This window comes from Roseobacter sp. MED193 (genome assembly GCF_000152965.1).
Taxonomy (GTDB): Bacteria; Pseudomonadota; Alphaproteobacteria; order Rhodobacterales; family Rhodobacteraceae; genus Pseudophaeobacter.
This window is the reverse complement of the sequence record NZ_CH902583.1, coordinates 2,659,319-2,674,970: the sequence shown is the minus strand read 5'-3', so window position 1 is coordinate 2,674,970 and position 15,652 is coordinate 2,659,319. Positions and strand designations below refer to the sequence as shown.

Genomic DNA, 15,652 nt, shown 5'->3' with positions numbered 1-15,652 from the left:
GCGTTACTCCCGTGTCTTTAACGCTTCGATCAGATCTGCCCGATCCAGATCACGTTTTACCAGCCAGCCGGAAACCACCGCGGCAGTGATCACCACCAGCATCGCCTGCCCGTAGCTTACCGGATCAAACACCGCTGGAATTTGATATAGATCGGTGGAAAACCCCGCTGCGATACCAAAGGACAGATAGTAGCCTAGCATCGCCCCAACGGGCAGTGAGATCAATGTCACCACGGCGAGCTCTCCGAGCAGGACAAAGGCCGCTTCCCCCTTGTTGAAGCCGATCACGCGCAAGCTGGCCAAATCTCGGATGCGCTCTGCATAGGCAATACGCGCAGCGTTGTAGACAATGCCAAAGGTGATGATAAACGCGATCGCGCCCATCACATAACGCATTGCCCCTGCCCCAGTGTTCATCAGAACCATAAAGGCCTCAAGGGCCTCGTCCTTCAGGCTCAGCCCCGCCACCGTCGGCATATCCTGCAGGGTTTGGTAAATTACATCCCCCCTCGCCTCATCAATCGTGAGATAGGCCCCTGAAACCCGTCCTGGTTCCCGCAGGATTTGATTGAGCGCCGCCAGGTCCATATAGGCTGGCGCCCCCAACAAGGCCTGCGCAACAGAGGCAACGGGGATTTGCAGCACCGGTTGTCGCCCCTCGCGCACCTCTACGGTCAACAGTTCACCCGGTGCTATCCGTAGGATATCGGCCAATACACTAGAGAGTACCACGCCGGATTGGGGCATATCGATTGGGGCCATGTTTTCATCAAGTGCCCGGTTCAGAATTGGGTTTTGCGGCAATCCGGTGATCGCGCTGCGATAACTGTGCACCCCATTGCGCAGCACCACCGGAACATGACGCACAGGTTCTGCACGCATAACGCCATCGATACGGCGCAGCTCAAACAGGGCCTTGGTGCCAACTGGCTGCGTGAAAGTCACACTGACATCGCTGCGGTCCACTACCGAGAAGGTCAAATCAATGGTGCGATCAAAGCCTGCATATATTGTGATCATCGCAACCGAGAGTCCCATACCACAGGCAATGCCAACCATGGCGCCAATCATGCGAACCGGCTGCCGGGTCAGGCGGCGCAGCACCATCCGGCTGGGCTGATCCAGAACCGCTGAAAGGGACTTTCCCAGCGTCCCACTGCAGCTGTAATCCGGCGGCGTGGGCGGACGCATCGCGCTGGCAGGAGTAAGCGCAAAAACCTGGCGCAACACCCAAAGCCCCCCGGCCGAGGCCGAGAGCACGCTTACCGTGACCCCGATAACAAAGGACGCCGGGTCGACACGAAAGACCAAAAAAGGGAACTTGAAGTATATCCCGTATAGCCCAATCATTGCCCGTCCCGTGGCAATTCCAGCCATACAGCCCACAAAAGCGCCCCCCAAGGCGATGGCCAAGATCAGCTTGAAATAGTGTCCCCCCACCTCCAGATCCGTGTAGCCAAAGGCCTTCATCAGACCGATCTCTTCACGCTCGGACTGCACCATGCGGCTGATGACGATGTAGAGCAGGAAAGCCGCCACCGCGAGAAAGATGGGGGGGACCCCCTTGGAGGCTGCCGCCATGCCTGAGATTTCTTCAGAAATAAAACGGTTCGAAAACTGATCAGCCAAAGGATAACCGCCACTGCCGCCATAGGGGGCCATCAACTGATCCGCGCGGTCCAACACCGCCTCCACATTGGCGCCCCGTGTCAAACCAAACAGCGCTTCATTAAAAGCGCCTTCCAGATCATAAGCAGCAGAAAGCCCTGCACGGTTCATCCAGATCACCCCAAATCGGGCATCATCCGGCACCAGTTCCCCTGGCGCAGTGACATAGAGAAACTCCGGGCTTTGTGCCAATCCGGTAATTTTGAATAGCCGTCGGCTGCCGTTCATTGTTGCTGCCAAGCTGTCACCAGGCAGCAGGCCATGGGTCTGAGCAAAGCTCTGCAGCAGAACTATTTCCTCTGTACGACCCAGCGCAGGCAACCGTCCATGGGTGAGGTAGATGTCATTCAACGCAGGGCGTTGACGTTCGGGCAGCGACAAAGCCTGTGCCTGTACAGGCAGGCTTTGGCTTGGGAGATCAATCAGCGCGCGCCCGGTGACCCGTGTTTCAACAGTTGCAACACCAGATATCTGTGCAAGTTGAGCCGCCAGACGCTCTGGGGCACGTTTCACCGGTACAAAGGCATCTGCCAATCGATAACGTTCATAATAGGCGGCCCGCGTCTCACCCAGCGAGGACACAAGGCCTGTCATCATCACCAACATCATCACCCCAACGGCAATCACCGTGCCAATCGCCAGAGCCTGGCCCTTGATGCGCCAAAGATCGCGCAGCAACTTATGATCAAGCGGGCTCACCAGTGGATCTCTGAGGGGCTAAGTTTTTCGGCATTCTCCACCACTTTGCGGATACCACCATCGGCAAAATAGATCACCCGATCGGCCATCGCGGCTGTATTGGCGTTATGTGTGACCATCAAGATGGTAGATCCAAGCTCAGCATTCACATCGCGCAGCACCTGGAGAACCGCCCGCCCGGTCTGACTGTCGAGCGCCCCGGTAGGCTCGTCGCAAAACAAAACCTCAGGCCGTTTGGCAATCGCGCGGGCGATGGCCACCCGCTGTTGTTCCCCGCCTGAAAGCTGCGCTGGGAAATGGTCGACCCGTTCACGAAGCCCCACCAGTGCGAGAGCCTCGTCTGGATCCATCGGATCTTTGGCAATTTCCGTCACCAGTTCAACGTTTTCGCGCGCCGTCAGGCTGGGCATCAGATTGTAGAACTGAAAAACAAAACCAACATGATCGCGTCGGTAGCGTGTGAGCTGGGCATCTGACATGTCGCTCAGACAAAGATCGTGGAAAAAGACATCTCCCCGGGTGCCGCGATCTAGGCCGCCAATGATGTTCAAAAGCGTCGATTTCCCGGACCCTGACGGCCCCAACAAAACTACGATATCACCTGCAGGAATTTCCAAATCAACACCACGCAGCGCATGAACTGCCGAATGGCCGCTGCCATACACCTTTGTTAGTCCGCTGGTGCGAAAGGCCTTTGCGCTCTGAGTGCTCTGCATGGGCCATACCCTTTGTCCACGACGCACCCTCCCGACGATGCGCATCCCTAGGTGGATGAGTGTAACGCCTTGACCTCTGACCGCAACTCTTCACAACCTTGGCTCCAAGGCCCGATTATGGGTGAACTCGCAGTCGCAAAACTGGCGTTAGCCTCTGCCCTGATTGGCAATTTTGGTGTCGGGCCCATCGGCCGCGACGGCGACAGAGGGCTGGTAGACCTCGGCCAGTTTGACAAGGTGCTCAGCCATAGAGGCAGGCCGACGCGCGCGCGCCCAATAGGCATCCAAATCTACCTCATCATTCAAAATTGCCTGTAAACATGTCTGAAAACTGGCGATGTCACCTGCACGGAAGGTCATTTCCGGACAATTTGACAGCTCTTGCGCCCCGCCCAAATCGCTGGTGAGCAGCGGGATATGGTTGGCATGCATCTCGATCGCTACCTGTGGCAGGTTGTCATTCCAAAGAACGGGAACCACACCCAGATCAATCTGAGACAGGATGTTTGGTAAATCCGCCTGGGTGAACCCGTCAAAATACTCCAACCCTGCCAGGCCCTGCCCAAGCTCAAAGAGATCTGACATGGTTTGTGAATCCCCACGCCCAGCCGCAACCAAAAGCCGGACGCGTTTTGCTAAAGGTTGCGGTAAGGCTTTCAAAGCCTCCATCAGAAAGAAAAACCCTTTGTCGCGGCGCATGTAGCCCAAATAGCCCAGTGTGAGCACTTCTGCTTTCTTTACCGGTAGGGCGCGTGGCGCGGTCTTGGCAAAACTGCCCGCGTGGGATGTGCCAATATAGGAAGTCTGCAAAATATCCGAACGCACCCCAAAACTGCGCGCAATCTTGCCGGTGAAGTCTGATACCGCCAACACCCGATCGCAGTGCGTATTGATCAATTCAACCATTTCTGCACGTCGCCTGGCAAAGGGGATAGGGCTTGCTGGTGAGCTTTGCTCTGGTGCTGCCAAGCCCGGCTTTGACCCTTGGAGGGTCTGCCGGATCTCCTTCACCATCATCGCGAGACGCCGACCGATCAGGATGGTGGGCCGGTAGAGCAGTTGGAACAATCGACTTTGAGAAGAAATACCTGCGGATTTCAACCGATAGGCCAGCCCATGCGCCAGGCGCAATTGCTTTTGATTATGGGCATGAGGCAGGCATTGCCCGCATCTCTCCCCACCCTTGAAATCGGTACAGGTCTCGCGCTCTTGAAACCACAGATTCACCTGCGGGCAGAATGGGTAGTAATTGTGCAGCGACAAAACGACCCGGGTTTGCGGAAAGCGCGACTTTAGCTCCAGCACCTGCGCTGGCAAGCCTTCAAGGTTGTTGAAATGCACAACATCATAAGGACCCGTGGCATCGAGAAAGTCGTAAAAACACGCCTCGGTTTCCGGGTCAGAGATCTGCGCGGAACTGCCAAATGAGAAATGCGCGGGCGACAAAACGGCTGAGTTGACAATTTCAAACCGGCGGTCGCGGTCGCGGGCGGGTCCGTGGCGGCTCTTTTCCCAACGCGGCGCCCGCCTGCGCAAATCATAGGAAATCCCGGCAGAGAGAAACACTGCGTCGACGTTCTCTTGCTCATCCAGCGCACTCAAAATATTGCGCTGATACTGGGAAACGCCTCCACCTCGGTTTTCTTCATCGAGGTAATCGACCCAATTGTAGTAAAGGATCCTCATGAGGGTTTAGATTTTTTGGAAGCGAGTTGCGCCTCGAGCACCTCAAACCGTTTTTCAAAGGCGAAGTTTTGCTTGTTGATTGATTTGCGCAGAGTATTCAGCTCAGCCAATAGAAAACCAGCCAAAAGCCAGCCATCCTCCGAGGCCTTCTCGTTTGGCTCCGGCAGGTCTGCGCGAAGCTGGGCCAGAGTTTCAGAGAATTCCGGCAGTTCTAGCGCGAGCTGGTCCAGCCCGGCAAGCGTCCTGCCTCGGACCTGATCAAAACCGTCCCCCTTCCCATAAAGGTCTTCTACCTGCTCCCCTTTAGAAAAGGTAATGAACCTATCCTGCGTTGACTTGACGACCCAACGCGCAGCATTGACATTTTGCAAAATGCGGGCCACCTCCACGCCTTCTTCAGCCATGCGCGGATTTGGATCTTCGGAGAAGAGTGAGACACCACGATTTGGCCTTTTGATACCAAAGATCGACAGAAAATCATCAAAGAGCGCGTAGTCCTTGCGGCTCTCATTATTGTAAGGGCGAAGAGAGATGGCCTCGGCTCCAAACATGGAAATCCACGGGCGCAGAGCCAAACCATAGTCATAATGCACAGGCTCTATCTTCTGCGATATCGCGGCATTGTACGATGGCGTTTTGCATCCCATCTTGACCAACTGGTTATACCACGACCGCAGATGGCTTTCTGGCGCACGGAGATAAGCAATAACCTTGATATCGACATCCGGAGCCGCTGCGACAATCTGTTTCAGGGTTTCCACCGCTTGGGGGAAACAGGCCAAACGTATCAATTCTTCTGTGCTGACGATCATGCCAGACTGCCGACTCCGGCGCAGTTCATCAAAAACAGCTGCCCAAACCTGCTCAGGCGTTTCTTGTTTGGCATAGCCATGCATCAGCTCTTGCACGCCCGCCGCCTGATACAGGCTAAAGGCCAGGTCCGAGTGCTTGAAATACTCTCGCTTTGTCTCGGCATAGGCCAGATCATTGCGTTTCAACAGCCTGGGATTCAAATGCAAGAACTGCTGGATGGCGGTGGTACCGGTTTTGAAGTGCCCGATATGGAGATACAAAGTCTTGCGCATAGCCTCACCAAATACTGTAAGTCCTTCAAAAGAACCAGTCGCACATCTGGCTTTTTTCCCCTTACCTGGCGACTGTCAAGCAATCAGATTCCGGCCTCCAGAGGCTGACCCTTGGCCCTGCGTCAAAACTCCTATGACGTTGCGAAGGCATTGGGGTTCGGGTAGGTGTTTGGCAAATCGAACTATCCGCCATTGTTCACTAGAAGAGATGCCATATCCTAATGACCGTAATTCTCGACAAGCATAAAATTTTCTACGCGTCAGTCCCCAAAACCGGTTGCTCCTCTTTGAAATTCGCCTTCTTTGAGCTTGAAAATGGTTTCCCGTTCCAGCACTTCCGGACCAATGGCGTTTCAAAGCATATTCACAACGTCGGCTACAGGACACTGGTACGCAGTGGCTTTCCTGATGAGCGGATTAAAGATTTTCATCGGATCGCCTTTGTACGTGAGCCGATAGCACGCCTGCTATCCGCCTATGGAAATCGGGTGATTTACCATCAGGAACTCTCTCTCAAAAAGGCCGCGGCCGGGCTCGAGGAACACAAGTTGGAGCCAACGCCGGATCTGGACCAGTTCATCGACCGCTTTGCTTATTACCGACAGGCGCACCCCTCGATCCTGCACCACACACGGCCTTCGACGATTTTTCTGGGAATGGATCCAGGCTACTATTCCCGCATCTACACCCTGCCTGAAATGGATCAGTTCGCACGCGATATTTCCGAACGTGTGGGACAAACGGTTACCGTTGGTAGATCGCAAACCGGTGGACCAAAATTCAAGGTTGATGATCTGACCAAAAAACAAAAGCAAAAGCTCCGTAAGTTCTACAAGGCGGACTACGATGCCTTTGGGGCCTATTTTTGATCTGCATCCGGTTGCCCTAACCCAAAGCCACTTCCAATGATTGCCCAGATGCCGACCTGTCTTGAGAAAGGCAGCACGGTGACTGTAGGGACGGCAAAAGCCAAATCAGGCCCCTGCCCAACGACGGTCCCAAAGTCTGGCATGCATGCGCGCCGGTGTCTTTCCAATGAGAAAACTCTGGTCTGGCCGATGAAGCGAGCCAAGAAGCAGGCCACAAATGCACGGCGTGTCAGACCCCCTCCACTTGGCAGCAAGAGCGACGCTTTGCCTCGTGACGGAGTATTCTCTCCCTCACGTACAGTTAGAGCGGCGCCTCTAAACGACCGCCTCCATGACGGCGAAGGAATTGGTTTGATGTATGCCGGGCAGCTTATTGATCTGGTCCCCAAGCACCGCTCGAAAATGCCTCATGTCGCGCGTCCTCACTGTCAATAAGTAGTCAAATGATCCGGCAACCATCAGACAGCCCTCCACCTCTGGAATATCTTTGACAGCTCGATTGAATGTATCAAGCGAGTTGTCCCCAGCTGTCGCAGCCAATGAAACCTGAACAATGGTCAGATGGCCCAACCCCATTTTAGCTTTATCCAACACAGCCCGATATCCGCTGATGTAGCCGGACCTCTCCAAGCGCTTCACCCGTTCTGAACAGGGGGTATTGGTCAGGTTTACCCGCGTAGCGAGTTCCACGATAGACAGCCGCCCGTTTGCCGCAAGCTCACTCAGGATTCGCTGGTCAATTCGGTCCAAATCTCCTATCACTAGCAATAATCCCCAAATTTCGTCTATTATTTACCAATTTCACCTAAACTATACCTGTATTTATCAACACTTACTAGTGAAAATCACTTTTACTGACGTTGGGTGAACCGGCAGCAACAAGGCATTCTGGCACCCAACAATGAGGGCTAGCCCCCTCTCCATCGTAGAAATCATTAACCGGGAGAGAACCATGACAGTTAAACTAGTCGTTGGACTGGACGGCACGGAAACGGGTGACCGCGCACTCGCCTTTGCCAAAGATCTGGCTTCAAAAATCGACGCCAGTGAGCTTATCGCCATCTATGTAATCGAATGGTCGCCATTCACCTTTCAAACGGCGGATGAGAATGCCAAGCGGCATTTGCGGCGTGAAGAAGAGATCGACCTCGCAACCTCCCGCATTGTTGAGCCGGCAGTTGCAGCCCTGCGGTCAGCGGGTTTCAACGCAAGAGGCATCGTGCGTCACGGTGATGTGGCAGAAACCCTGGACAAGCTCACAGTTGAAAACGGGGGATCGCAAATCATCGTTGGCCGCGCCTCGGCGGATGGGTTTACCAAACGCATGTTCGGCAGCTCGACACAAAACCTGGTGATGCACGCTAGCGTACCAGTAACAGTTGTAGGTTAGGATAGAGCATGAAAACTACATCAGTATTCGGCCTGACCACGGCTTTGGCTGCTGCAGCAGCAAGCCCACTGGCCGCACAAGATGCCGTCGGAATAGACGAAAAGGTCAATCAAGTCTTTGCGGATCTTACCGGACCCTTTGTCAGCCTGATCTTTGCCCCATTCCCAGGAACCAGTTTTCCTTGGATCGTTATGTGGCTGGTGATCGCGGCCACCGTATTCACCCTCTATTTTGGGTTTGTACAATTTCGGTTCTTCAAACATGCTATCCAGCTGGTCAAAGGTGATTATTCCGACCCGAATGACGCGGGCGAGGTAAGTCACTTTCAGGCTCTCGCAACAGCCCTGTCAGGCACGGTTGGGCTTGGGAATATTGCCGGTGTAGCGGTGGCTGTTGGCATTGGTGGTCCTGGCGCAACTTTCTGGATGATCCTCGCAGGTCTATTGGGGATGGCCTCCAAATTCACTGAATGTACCTTAGGCGTAAAATATCGGAATGAATACGATGACGGCACCGTCTCTGGTGGTCCGATGTATTACATCTCCAAAGGCTTTTCCGAGCTGGGCCTCCCCGGAGGTAAAATACTGGCCGTCGTCTTTTCGGTCTTTTGTATCCTTGGTGCCCTGGGCGGTGGAAATATGTTCCAGGCCAACCAGGCGCACGCCCAGATCTCGGGCATTGTCGGAGACTACCCAGGCTGGATCACAGGCATCATCTTTGCCGCAGTTGTCTTTGCCGTGATCGTTGGAGGCATCAAATCAATTGCCAATGTAACCGAAAAAGTTGTGCCATTTATGGGCATCCTTTATGTCGGCGCTGCGCTGGTCATTCTGATCGTCAACTATGATCAAATCGGTTGGGCATTTGGTCAGATCTTTGCCGGGGCCTTTACCGGTCTGGGTGTCGCTGGCGGTATGGTCGGGGCCTTGATACAGGGCTTCAAACGCGCCGCTTTCTCGAACGAAGCCGGGGTTGGCTCTGCGGCTATTGCCCACTCTGCAGTAAGAACCAAGGAGCCCATCACAGAGGGATTTGTATCGCTGCTTGAGCCCCTGATCGACACTGTTGTAATCTGCACCATGACCGCTTTGGTCATTGTCATTTCACAGCAAATGATCATCAATCCGGAAACTGGCAACTACATGCTGAACGAGGCTGGCACCGCAATTGCTACGGTTGACGGAAATTCGGGCGTCGCTTTGACCTCTGCTGCCTTTGCATCTGGTATCAGCTGGTTCCCCTATGTCTTGGCGATCGCAGTGGTTTTGTTTGCCTTCTCGACGATGATCTCCTGGAGCTACTACGGGCTGAAGGCTTGGACCTACCTCTTTGGGGAAAGCAAAACCTCTGAACTTGTGTTCAAGGTTATCTTTTGCATCTTCATCGTCATCGGAGCCGCCGCTTCGCTTGGGCCGGTTATCGACTTCTCAGACGCCGCGATCTTCGCAATGGCTGTGGTCAACATCTTCTGCCTCTACTTCCTCATGAAGTTGGTCAAGACAGAGCTGTCGTCCTACGCTGCCCGTCTGGACAGTGGTGAAATCAAAAAATTCACCCACTAAACAACGCGCTCCGACGCGAAAACGTCGCGTCGGAGCCCCCTCTTTCGGGAAGGGGCAGCTTCCCGTGATACCGCGATCTATCCTCAGCGCTGCAGTCCATTTTGATCGAATAGTTTTACGCCGATCTGTAGCTACAGACCAAAGTCCCATTCTGGCCTAGCGTTCGATCTTGGCTCCCCAACCGCCAGATAGCCCCCAGACCTCAGCCCGCGCCACAATCGCTGATCAACTGGTCAGCATCCAAAGAATACTCTTGCCGCCTCGTTATCCTGCACCTTGCCGCGACTTTGGGTCGACAGTGCAGGGCCCCAATGCTGGAAATAGCTTGGCCAACAGTACCCGGAATCATATCTAAGAAGGCACCTCTACTCTCGAAATTGGCTAACTGGCCGTTCGGACCGACACGTCAACAAGCTAACACTCTGAAAATTATTAATATAAATATGTTGAACCATTTAGTTATTGGATATAACTATTATATCACCCAAAAATTCAGCGCGCTGTAGCGTTGTGGGTACGGATATGAGAGGGGGAACAGTTGATCAAGTTTGGAAGAGCTATTCCACCGATGGACCTTGGGATCATCCTCTCAGCATAGACACCGACCGCGACCGGCGCCCCTACCGCAAAGGGAAGGCTGACTGCGGGCAGAACACCTGGCCTGCATATTCCAGGGAAATTCATCACCGGTGCTTGCGCGGGCGTAATTCGGGCAAGTGAATATGAATGATAACAATGGTAGAGCATACTTTATTGGAGATTTTTACATGCAAGTAGATGGGAGTATCGCACTGGTCACAGGTGGAGGCAGCGGGCTTGGCGCTGCAACCGCGCGCCACTTAGCTGCTCAGGGGGCCAAGGTCGCCGTGCTGGACTTCAATATCGAAGCTGCACAGGCAGTGGCCCATGAGTGCGGTGGCATCGCGGTGCAGGCGGATGTGTCTGACGAGGCCGCAGTAAGTGCTGCCTTTGACGAGGCTGAACAAAAACTGCAAAGCGCACCGCGCATTATCGTGAGCTGCGCGGGTGTGGGCATGGCGGCACGGATCGTTGGCCGGGAAGGGAAACTCTCCTTTGATGTGTTCGAGAAAACCCTGAAGGTAAACCTCTTCGGCACCTACAATGTGATGAGCCACGGCGCCCGTCGCATCGCAGAACTGGCGCCACAAAAAGATGGCGAACGCGGCGTGATCATCAACACGGCCTCGGTCGCATGGCAGGACGGACAATTAGGTCAGGCGGCCTATGCGGCCTCCAAGGGTGCAATTGCTTCAATGTGCCTGCCAGCCGCCCGCGAATTTGCCCAGACTGGTATCCGGGTCATGGCGATCGCCCCGGGCCTGTTCCAAACGCCAATGATGGAGGGGCTGCCCGAAGAGATCGCCGCCAAGATCACCGCCAACATTCCATTCCCGGCCCGTCTGGGAGAAGCCCATGAGTTTGCTCTGCTGGCGGAACAGATCGTCGTAAACCCGTTCTTGAACGGGACAACCATTCGGCTCGACGGCGCGGTCCGTCTGCCCCCACGCTAAGGACATCTGCATGACATCCGAAACCCTGAAGATCGAGGTTGACGGTCCCGTCGCCACTCTGACCATGAACCGGCCCGGAAAACGCAACGCCATGTGCGAAGAGCTGCTCAACGCGCTTGATGCGTTTTTCTCAGCCCCGCCCAAAGACGTGCGCGTGGTGATCCTGACCGGGATCGAAGGCCACTATTGTTCCGGGTTGGACCTCTCCGAGCATGTGCACCGTTCCGCAGAAGACAACCTGCATCATTCGCGCCACTGGCATGGGGTTATGGAGAAGATCCAGTTTGGGGGGCTCGCCGTGGTCTCTGCAATGTTTGGCGCGGTGATTGGTGGCGGGATGGAACTTGCGGCTTCGACCCATGTACGCATTGCCGAAACCTCCACCATCTTCCAACTTCCAGAGGGGCGCCGTGGTATCTTTGTTGGCGGTGGCGCAACGGCGCGGGTTGGTCGCCTGCTCGGCCCCGACCGGATGACCGAAATGATGCTTACCGGTCGTAAATACAATGCCCAGGAAGGGGTTGATCTGGGCCTGGCCCACTACGCAGTTGGTGAAGGGGAAGCGCTGGCGTTGGCACAAAAGCTGGCCGGCAAGATTGCCCGCAACGCCCCTATGTCAAACTACCTGATGATCAACGCAATCGCCCGGATCAACGACATGAGCCAGGCAGATGGGCTGTTCACTGAATCCCTAGCCGCAGCGCTGTCGCAAACCACGCCCGACGCCGAGGAAGGCCTACGCGCATTCCTAGAGAAACGCGCCCCAAAATTCCGGTGACCCCATGAAAAAGCCTGCTGTAAAACCCGCTGAAGCCACTGTCGTGACCCATGTCAGCGACGTCACTCTGCGTAACTTCATGGGCTATCACATGAAACGCGCGTTTAATGTTGTCCAGACCGATCTCGTTCAGACACTCAAGCCATTTGATCTGCGGATGCTGACCTATACCGCGCTGGTACTTATCGTGGACAATCCCGGTATGCGACAGTCTCAGCTGGCCGACGGAATGGATATCGAACGCCCCAACCTTGTCGTCATCATCGACGAATTGGAACGGCGTGAACTGATCATACGCGAACGCGTACCCACCGATCGTCGGGCCTATGCGCTCAAGGCGACGCTGGCGGGGCAGCAGTTGTATGAAAAAGCCGTGGCCGCCGTCACCAAACACGAAGCGCTGCTGCTTGACGGGATTGACGACGCCACCCGAGCCACGGTGATCGCCGCCCTGAAACAGATCGAAAAAAGCCCAAGAAAGGGGTGAGCCATGAAACGGACTTCAGAGTTCCAGAAACACTCAGTCCTGCGTGAAGATCGCGACGACGGCACAATCCTGTTGCGCTCCAGCCATGCGTTGGGCCCAGTCGTCGACAACACCGGTGTCTGGCTCCATGAATGGGCCGAAAAGGCGCCTGATCGCACGTTTCTGGCCGAACGCAGCGGCGCGGGCTGGCGGGAAGAAAGCTATAGCGCCACCTTGCAAAAAGTCCGCGCTATCGCCTCCTCGCTTTTGGCGCGCGGCATGGGACCGGATACACCCATTATCATCATGTCAGGCAATGGCGTTGACCACGGGTTGCTGTCCCTGGCCGCGCAATATGTCGGCGTGCCGACGGCACCAGTGGCCGAGCAATACTCGCTGATCCATGGTGCGCATGGTCGCTTGCAGCACGCTATCGAGTTGGTGCACCCTAAGATGGCCTATGTTGTCGATGCCGATCAATATAGTGAAGCACTGGCGCTAGAGGCCTTGAACGGGATCGAGATCCTCGCCAGCCGCCCGGGAAAGAACAGCAAGGTAACGGCGTTTGACGAGTTGCTGAAGGGGGATGGGAGCGTTGACATCGATGCGGCCTATGCCAAGGTCACTCCGGATACGGTCGCCAAGATACTGATGACCTCAGGGTCCACCTCGGCACCCAAAGGGGTGAAAACCACACAACGCATGATGTGCGTGAACCAGACTCAGATTGCCGATGCCCTGCCCTTCCTGCGTGCCCGCCCTCCACGCGTGGTCGACTGGTTGCCATGGAACCACGTCTTTGGTGGCTCACACAACTTCAACATGATGTTAGCCAATGGCGGCAGTTTTTACATTGATGACGGCAAGCCCGTGAAAGGCCTGTTTGACCGCACCGTGGAAAACCTCTCAATGGTGACCGGCTCGCTGGTCTTCAACGTTCCTGTCGGCTTTGGCCTGCTTCTGGGCGCGTTGCAGCAGGACGCTGCTCTAAGGCAGCGCTTCTTTTCGGACCTCGATCTGATCTTCTATGCTGGAGCCTCCTTGCCACAAGAGATCTGGTCCGGGTTTGAACAGATGGCGATGGAGGTAAAAGGCGAAATCCCTTTGATGACCTCCTCCTGGGGCCTCACTGAAACCGCGCCTGCGACAATGATGCAAAGTGAGCCAATCGACCGTTCCGGAGTGGTCGGTGCGCCTCTCAACGGTGTGACGCTCAAACTGATCCCAGATGCGGACATGCGTTGCGAGATGCGGATCAAAGGGCCACAGGTCATGCCCGGCTATTTCGAGGACCCGCAAAAGACGAAAGACGCCTTTGATGATGAGGGGTTCTTTATCACTGGCGATGCGATGCAGTTCATCGACAAGGCGGACATGAACAAGGGCATGAAATTCGACGGACGTATTTCCGAGGATTTCAAACTGCTCACCGGCACCTGGGTTCGGGCGGCGCAACTGCGCATCGACATGCTGACCTGCCTCGCACCGCTTGCCGCTGACCTGGTGATCACCGGGGCCGATAAAAACCAGATCGGTCTGATGATCTTTCCCGACCTGAGTGAGTTGGAACGCCAAGGGTTCGATTTATCCGACGACAACGGCGCCTATCGCTGCAAGCTGTTGCAGGGCGAGATTCACCGTCGGCTGGCTGAACGTGCCCGCGAGGTTTCGGGGAGTTCGACATTGATCTCTCGGGCCATCGTGCTGAGCGAAGCCGCCTCCATGCCCGAGGGGGAAATGACCGCAAAGGGCAACCTGAATTTCCGCAAGGTGCTGACGCGCCGCGCGGCTTTGCTGGACCGGCTTTATGATGACGCCGATCCTGCCACCATCACTCTATAAAAAAGGAGCAGGACAAATGGTTGATATCTCCAAGGTCCGCGCACTCGATATCCATACACATGCCGAAGAGCCCTGCGGCTGCCACTCTGATGATGGGTATGATGATCTGCAATCTACTATGGCCAACTATTTTGGCGCGCCGTGGCAGCATCCGCCGACCATCCCACAGACCGCCGCGCACTACCGTGAACAAAACATCGCAGCAGTGATCTTTCCAGTCGATGCAGAACGGGAAACCGGCTATCGGCGTTACTCCAACGATGAGGTGCTCGAGCAAGTCAAAGATAACAGCGACGTGCTGATCCCCTTCGCCTCCATCGACCCCTGGAAGGGCAAGATGGCGGTGCGTGAAGCACGTCGTTTGATCGAAGAATGCGGCGTCAAAGGGTTTAAATTCCACCCCACTATGCAGGGCTTCTTTGCCAATGATCGCATGGCCTACCCCTTCTACGAGGTGCTGGCGGAACACAAATGCGTTGCCCTGTTCCATACTGGGCAAACTGGTGTGGGGTCTGGCATGCGGGGCGGCAACGGCATGCGACTCAAATACTCCAACCCGATGTATATGGATGATGTGGCGGTTGATTTTCCTGACATGAATATCATCCTGGCGCATCCCTCGTTCCCCTGGCAGGAAGAGGCGCTGGCCGTGGCTCAGCATAAGCCCAATGTCTATATCGACCTCAGCGGCTGGTCGCCAAAATACTTCCCGGAAATTCTGGTGCGCTACTGCAACTCGATCCTCAAGAAGAAGGTATTGTTTGGCTCTGACTGGCCAATGATCACCCCAGAGCGCTGGCTCGCTGATTTTGACAAGATCGCGATTAAGGACCACCTGCGTGAAGATATCATCAAGAACAATGCCGCTCGCCTTTTGGGGCTGATGGACTGATGCAAATCCCGGTTCCGGCGCTAACCCATTCTTTTACCCTGCGGGTGGAACTGTCCGCCCCGATTGAACTGGGTCAGGGCCGGACCGGGCAGCGTCGCATCATCCCGATTGTAGGAGGCGCGGCGCTAGGGCCGGATATCACCGGTGAGGTCTTGAACCTCGGAGCTGACTGGCAAACCATATTTGCCGATGGCGCCGCCCATCTGGATACGCGCTATGCGGTCCAAACCGCGGATGGTGCTGTGATCGAAGTGGTCAATGTGGGCACCCGCCACGGGCCACCGGAGGTGATGAAGCGGCTTACTGCAGGCGACGATGTCGATCCGGCAAGTTACTACATGCGCACCGCAGCGCGCCTTGAAACCGGCGACGCACGCTATGCCTGGGTGAACCACACCCTGTTCATCTGCGCCGGCCTGCGCCGCGCATCAGCAGTTGAAATCTCTTACTACAAAGTGAACTGACCA

General features: G+C 55.4%; 14 protein-coding genes. 9 read left to right on the top strand and 5 right to left on the bottom strand.

Annotation, left to right across the window (positions count from 1 at the left end; translation table 11 throughout):
- Window positions 1-3 precede the first annotated feature (3 nt).
- The 4 genes from MED193_RS15145 to MED193_RS15130 form a co-directional block, all read right to left on the bottom strand.
- On the bottom strand, window positions 4-2,367 hold the full coding sequence (locus tag MED193_RS15145) for an ABC transporter permease (protein WP_009810622.1): 2,364 nt from the start codon (window positions 2,365-2,367) through the stop codon (window positions 4-6).
- The gene (locus MED193_RS15140) at window positions 2,364-3,083 is read right to left on the bottom strand and encodes an ABC transporter ATP-binding protein (protein WP_009810621.1); all 720 of its coding nucleotides are present in this window, start codon (window positions 3,081-3,083) and stop codon (window positions 2,364-2,366) included. The genes MED193_RS15145 and MED193_RS15140 overlap by 4 nt, the downstream gene beginning before the upstream one ends.
- Window positions 3,084-3,230: 147 nt before the next feature.
- Window positions 3,231-4,769, bottom strand: coding sequence for a glycosyltransferase (locus tag MED193_RS15135; RefSeq protein ID WP_009810620.1), 1,539 nt, complete (start codon window positions 4,767-4,769; stop codon window positions 3,231-3,233).
- Window positions 4,766-5,854, bottom strand: a complete 1,089-nt coding sequence (locus tag MED193_RS15130) for a hypothetical protein (RefSeq protein ID WP_009810619.1) — start codon at window positions 5,852-5,854, stop codon at window positions 4,766-4,768. Before MED193_RS15130 ends, MED193_RS15135 begins: the two co-directional genes overlap by 4 nt.
- 221 nt (window positions 5,855-6,075) lie before the next feature.
- On the opposite strand from MED193_RS15130, the gene MED193_RS15125 reads away from it, so the two are divergent.
- Window positions 6,076-6,723: a sulfotransferase family 2 domain-containing protein gene (locus MED193_RS15125; protein ID WP_009810618.1), complete on the top strand. Its 648-nt coding sequence runs from the start codon at window positions 6,076-6,078 to the stop codon at window positions 6,721-6,723.
- 315 nt (window positions 6,724-7,038) lie between these two features.
- Here MED193_RS15125 and MED193_RS15120 read toward each other — a convergent pair whose 3' ends face one another.
- Window positions 7,039-7,473, bottom strand: coding sequence for an Lrp/AsnC family transcriptional regulator (locus MED193_RS15120; RefSeq protein WP_050757593.1), 435 nt, complete (start codon window positions 7,471-7,473; stop codon window positions 7,039-7,041).
- Between the two features lie 202 nt (window positions 7,474-7,675).
- Here MED193_RS15120 and MED193_RS15115 point away from each other — a divergent pair, with 202 nt between their 5' ends.
- From MED193_RS15115 to MED193_RS15080, 8 genes are all read left to right on the top strand, one after another.
- Window positions 7,676-8,113 (top strand): universal stress protein, encoded by a 438-nt coding sequence (locus tag MED193_RS15115; RefSeq protein WP_009810615.1) that lies wholly within the window; start codon window positions 7,676-7,678, stop codon window positions 8,111-8,113.
- Window positions 8,114-8,121: 8 nt separating this feature from the next.
- Complete coding sequence (locus tag MED193_RS15110) at window positions 8,122-9,675, top strand: sodium:alanine symporter family protein (protein WP_009810614.1); 1,554 nt, start codon at window positions 8,122-8,124, stop codon at window positions 9,673-9,675.
- Between the two features lie 767 nt (window positions 9,676-10,442).
- Window positions 10,443-11,207, top strand: coding sequence for an SDR family NAD(P)-dependent oxidoreductase (locus MED193_RS15105; protein ID WP_009810613.1), 765 nt, complete (start codon window positions 10,443-10,445; stop codon window positions 11,205-11,207).
- 10 nt (window positions 11,208-11,217) lie between these two features.
- Window positions 11,218-11,985 (top strand): crotonase/enoyl-CoA hydratase family protein, encoded by a 768-nt coding sequence (locus MED193_RS15100; RefSeq protein ID WP_009810612.1) that lies wholly within the window; start codon window positions 11,218-11,220, stop codon window positions 11,983-11,985.
- Between the two features lie 4 nt (window positions 11,986-11,989).
- Window positions 11,990-12,472, top strand: coding sequence for a MarR family winged helix-turn-helix transcriptional regulator (locus MED193_RS22765; protein ID WP_009810611.1), 483 nt, complete (start codon window positions 11,990-11,992; stop codon window positions 12,470-12,472).
- 3 nt (window positions 12,473-12,475) lie between these two features.
- Window positions 12,476-14,293, top strand: coding sequence for a feruloyl-CoA synthase (locus MED193_RS15090; RefSeq protein WP_009810610.1), 1,818 nt, complete (start codon window positions 12,476-12,478; stop codon window positions 14,291-14,293).
- Between the two features lie 16 nt (window positions 14,294-14,309).
- On the top strand, window positions 14,310-15,185 hold the full coding sequence (locus tag MED193_RS15085; RefSeq protein WP_009810609.1) for a 4-hydroxyphenyl-beta-ketoacyl-CoA hydrolase: 876 nt from the start codon (window positions 14,310-14,312) through the stop codon (window positions 15,183-15,185).
- On the top strand, window positions 15,185-15,649 hold the full coding sequence (locus tag MED193_RS15080) for a DUF3237 domain-containing protein (protein ID WP_009810608.1): 465 nt from the start codon (window positions 15,185-15,187) through the stop codon (window positions 15,647-15,649). Before MED193_RS15085 ends, MED193_RS15080 begins: the two co-directional genes overlap by 1 nt.
- Window positions 15,650-15,652: the final 3 nt, after the last annotated feature.

Coding starts and splice junctions, on each gene's coding strand:
- MED193_RS15140 (WP_009810621.1), bottom strand. CDS start 3,083: ATGCAGAGCACTCAGAGCGCAAAGGCCTTTCGCACCAGCGGACTAACA.
- MED193_RS15135 (WP_009810620.1), bottom strand. CDS start 4,769: ATGAGGATCCTTTACTACAATTGGGTCGATTACCTCGATGAAGAAAAC.
- MED193_RS15130 (WP_009810619.1), bottom strand. CDS start 5,854: ATGCGCAAGACTTTGTATCTCCATATCGGGCACTTCAAAACCGGTACC.
- MED193_RS15125 (WP_009810618.1), top strand. CDS start 6,076: ATGACCGTAATTCTCGACAAGCATAAAATTTTCTACGCGTCAGTCCCC.
- MED193_RS15115 (WP_009810615.1), top strand. CDS start 7,676: ATGACAGTTAAACTAGTCGTTGGACTGGACGGCACGGAAACGGGTGAC.
- MED193_RS15110 (WP_009810614.1), top strand. CDS start 8,122: ATGAAAACTACATCAGTATTCGGCCTGACCACGGCTTTGGCTGCTGCA.
- MED193_RS15105 (WP_009810613.1), top strand. CDS start 10,443: ATGCAAGTAGATGGGAGTATCGCACTGGTCACAGGTGGAGGCAGCGGG.
- MED193_RS15100 (WP_009810612.1), top strand. CDS start 11,218: ATGACATCCGAAACCCTGAAGATCGAGGTTGACGGTCCCGTCGCCACT.
- MED193_RS22765 (WP_009810611.1), top strand. CDS start 11,990: ATGAAAAAGCCTGCTGTAAAACCCGCTGAAGCCACTGTCGTGACCCAT.
- MED193_RS15090 (WP_009810610.1), top strand. CDS start 12,476: ATGAAACGGACTTCAGAGTTCCAGAAACACTCAGTCCTGCGTGAAGAT.
- MED193_RS15085 (WP_009810609.1), top strand. CDS start 14,310: ATGGTTGATATCTCCAAGGTCCGCGCACTCGATATCCATACACATGCC.
- MED193_RS15080 (WP_009810608.1), top strand. CDS start 15,185: ATGCAAATCCCGGTTCCGGCGCTAACCCATTCTTTTACCCTGCGGGTG.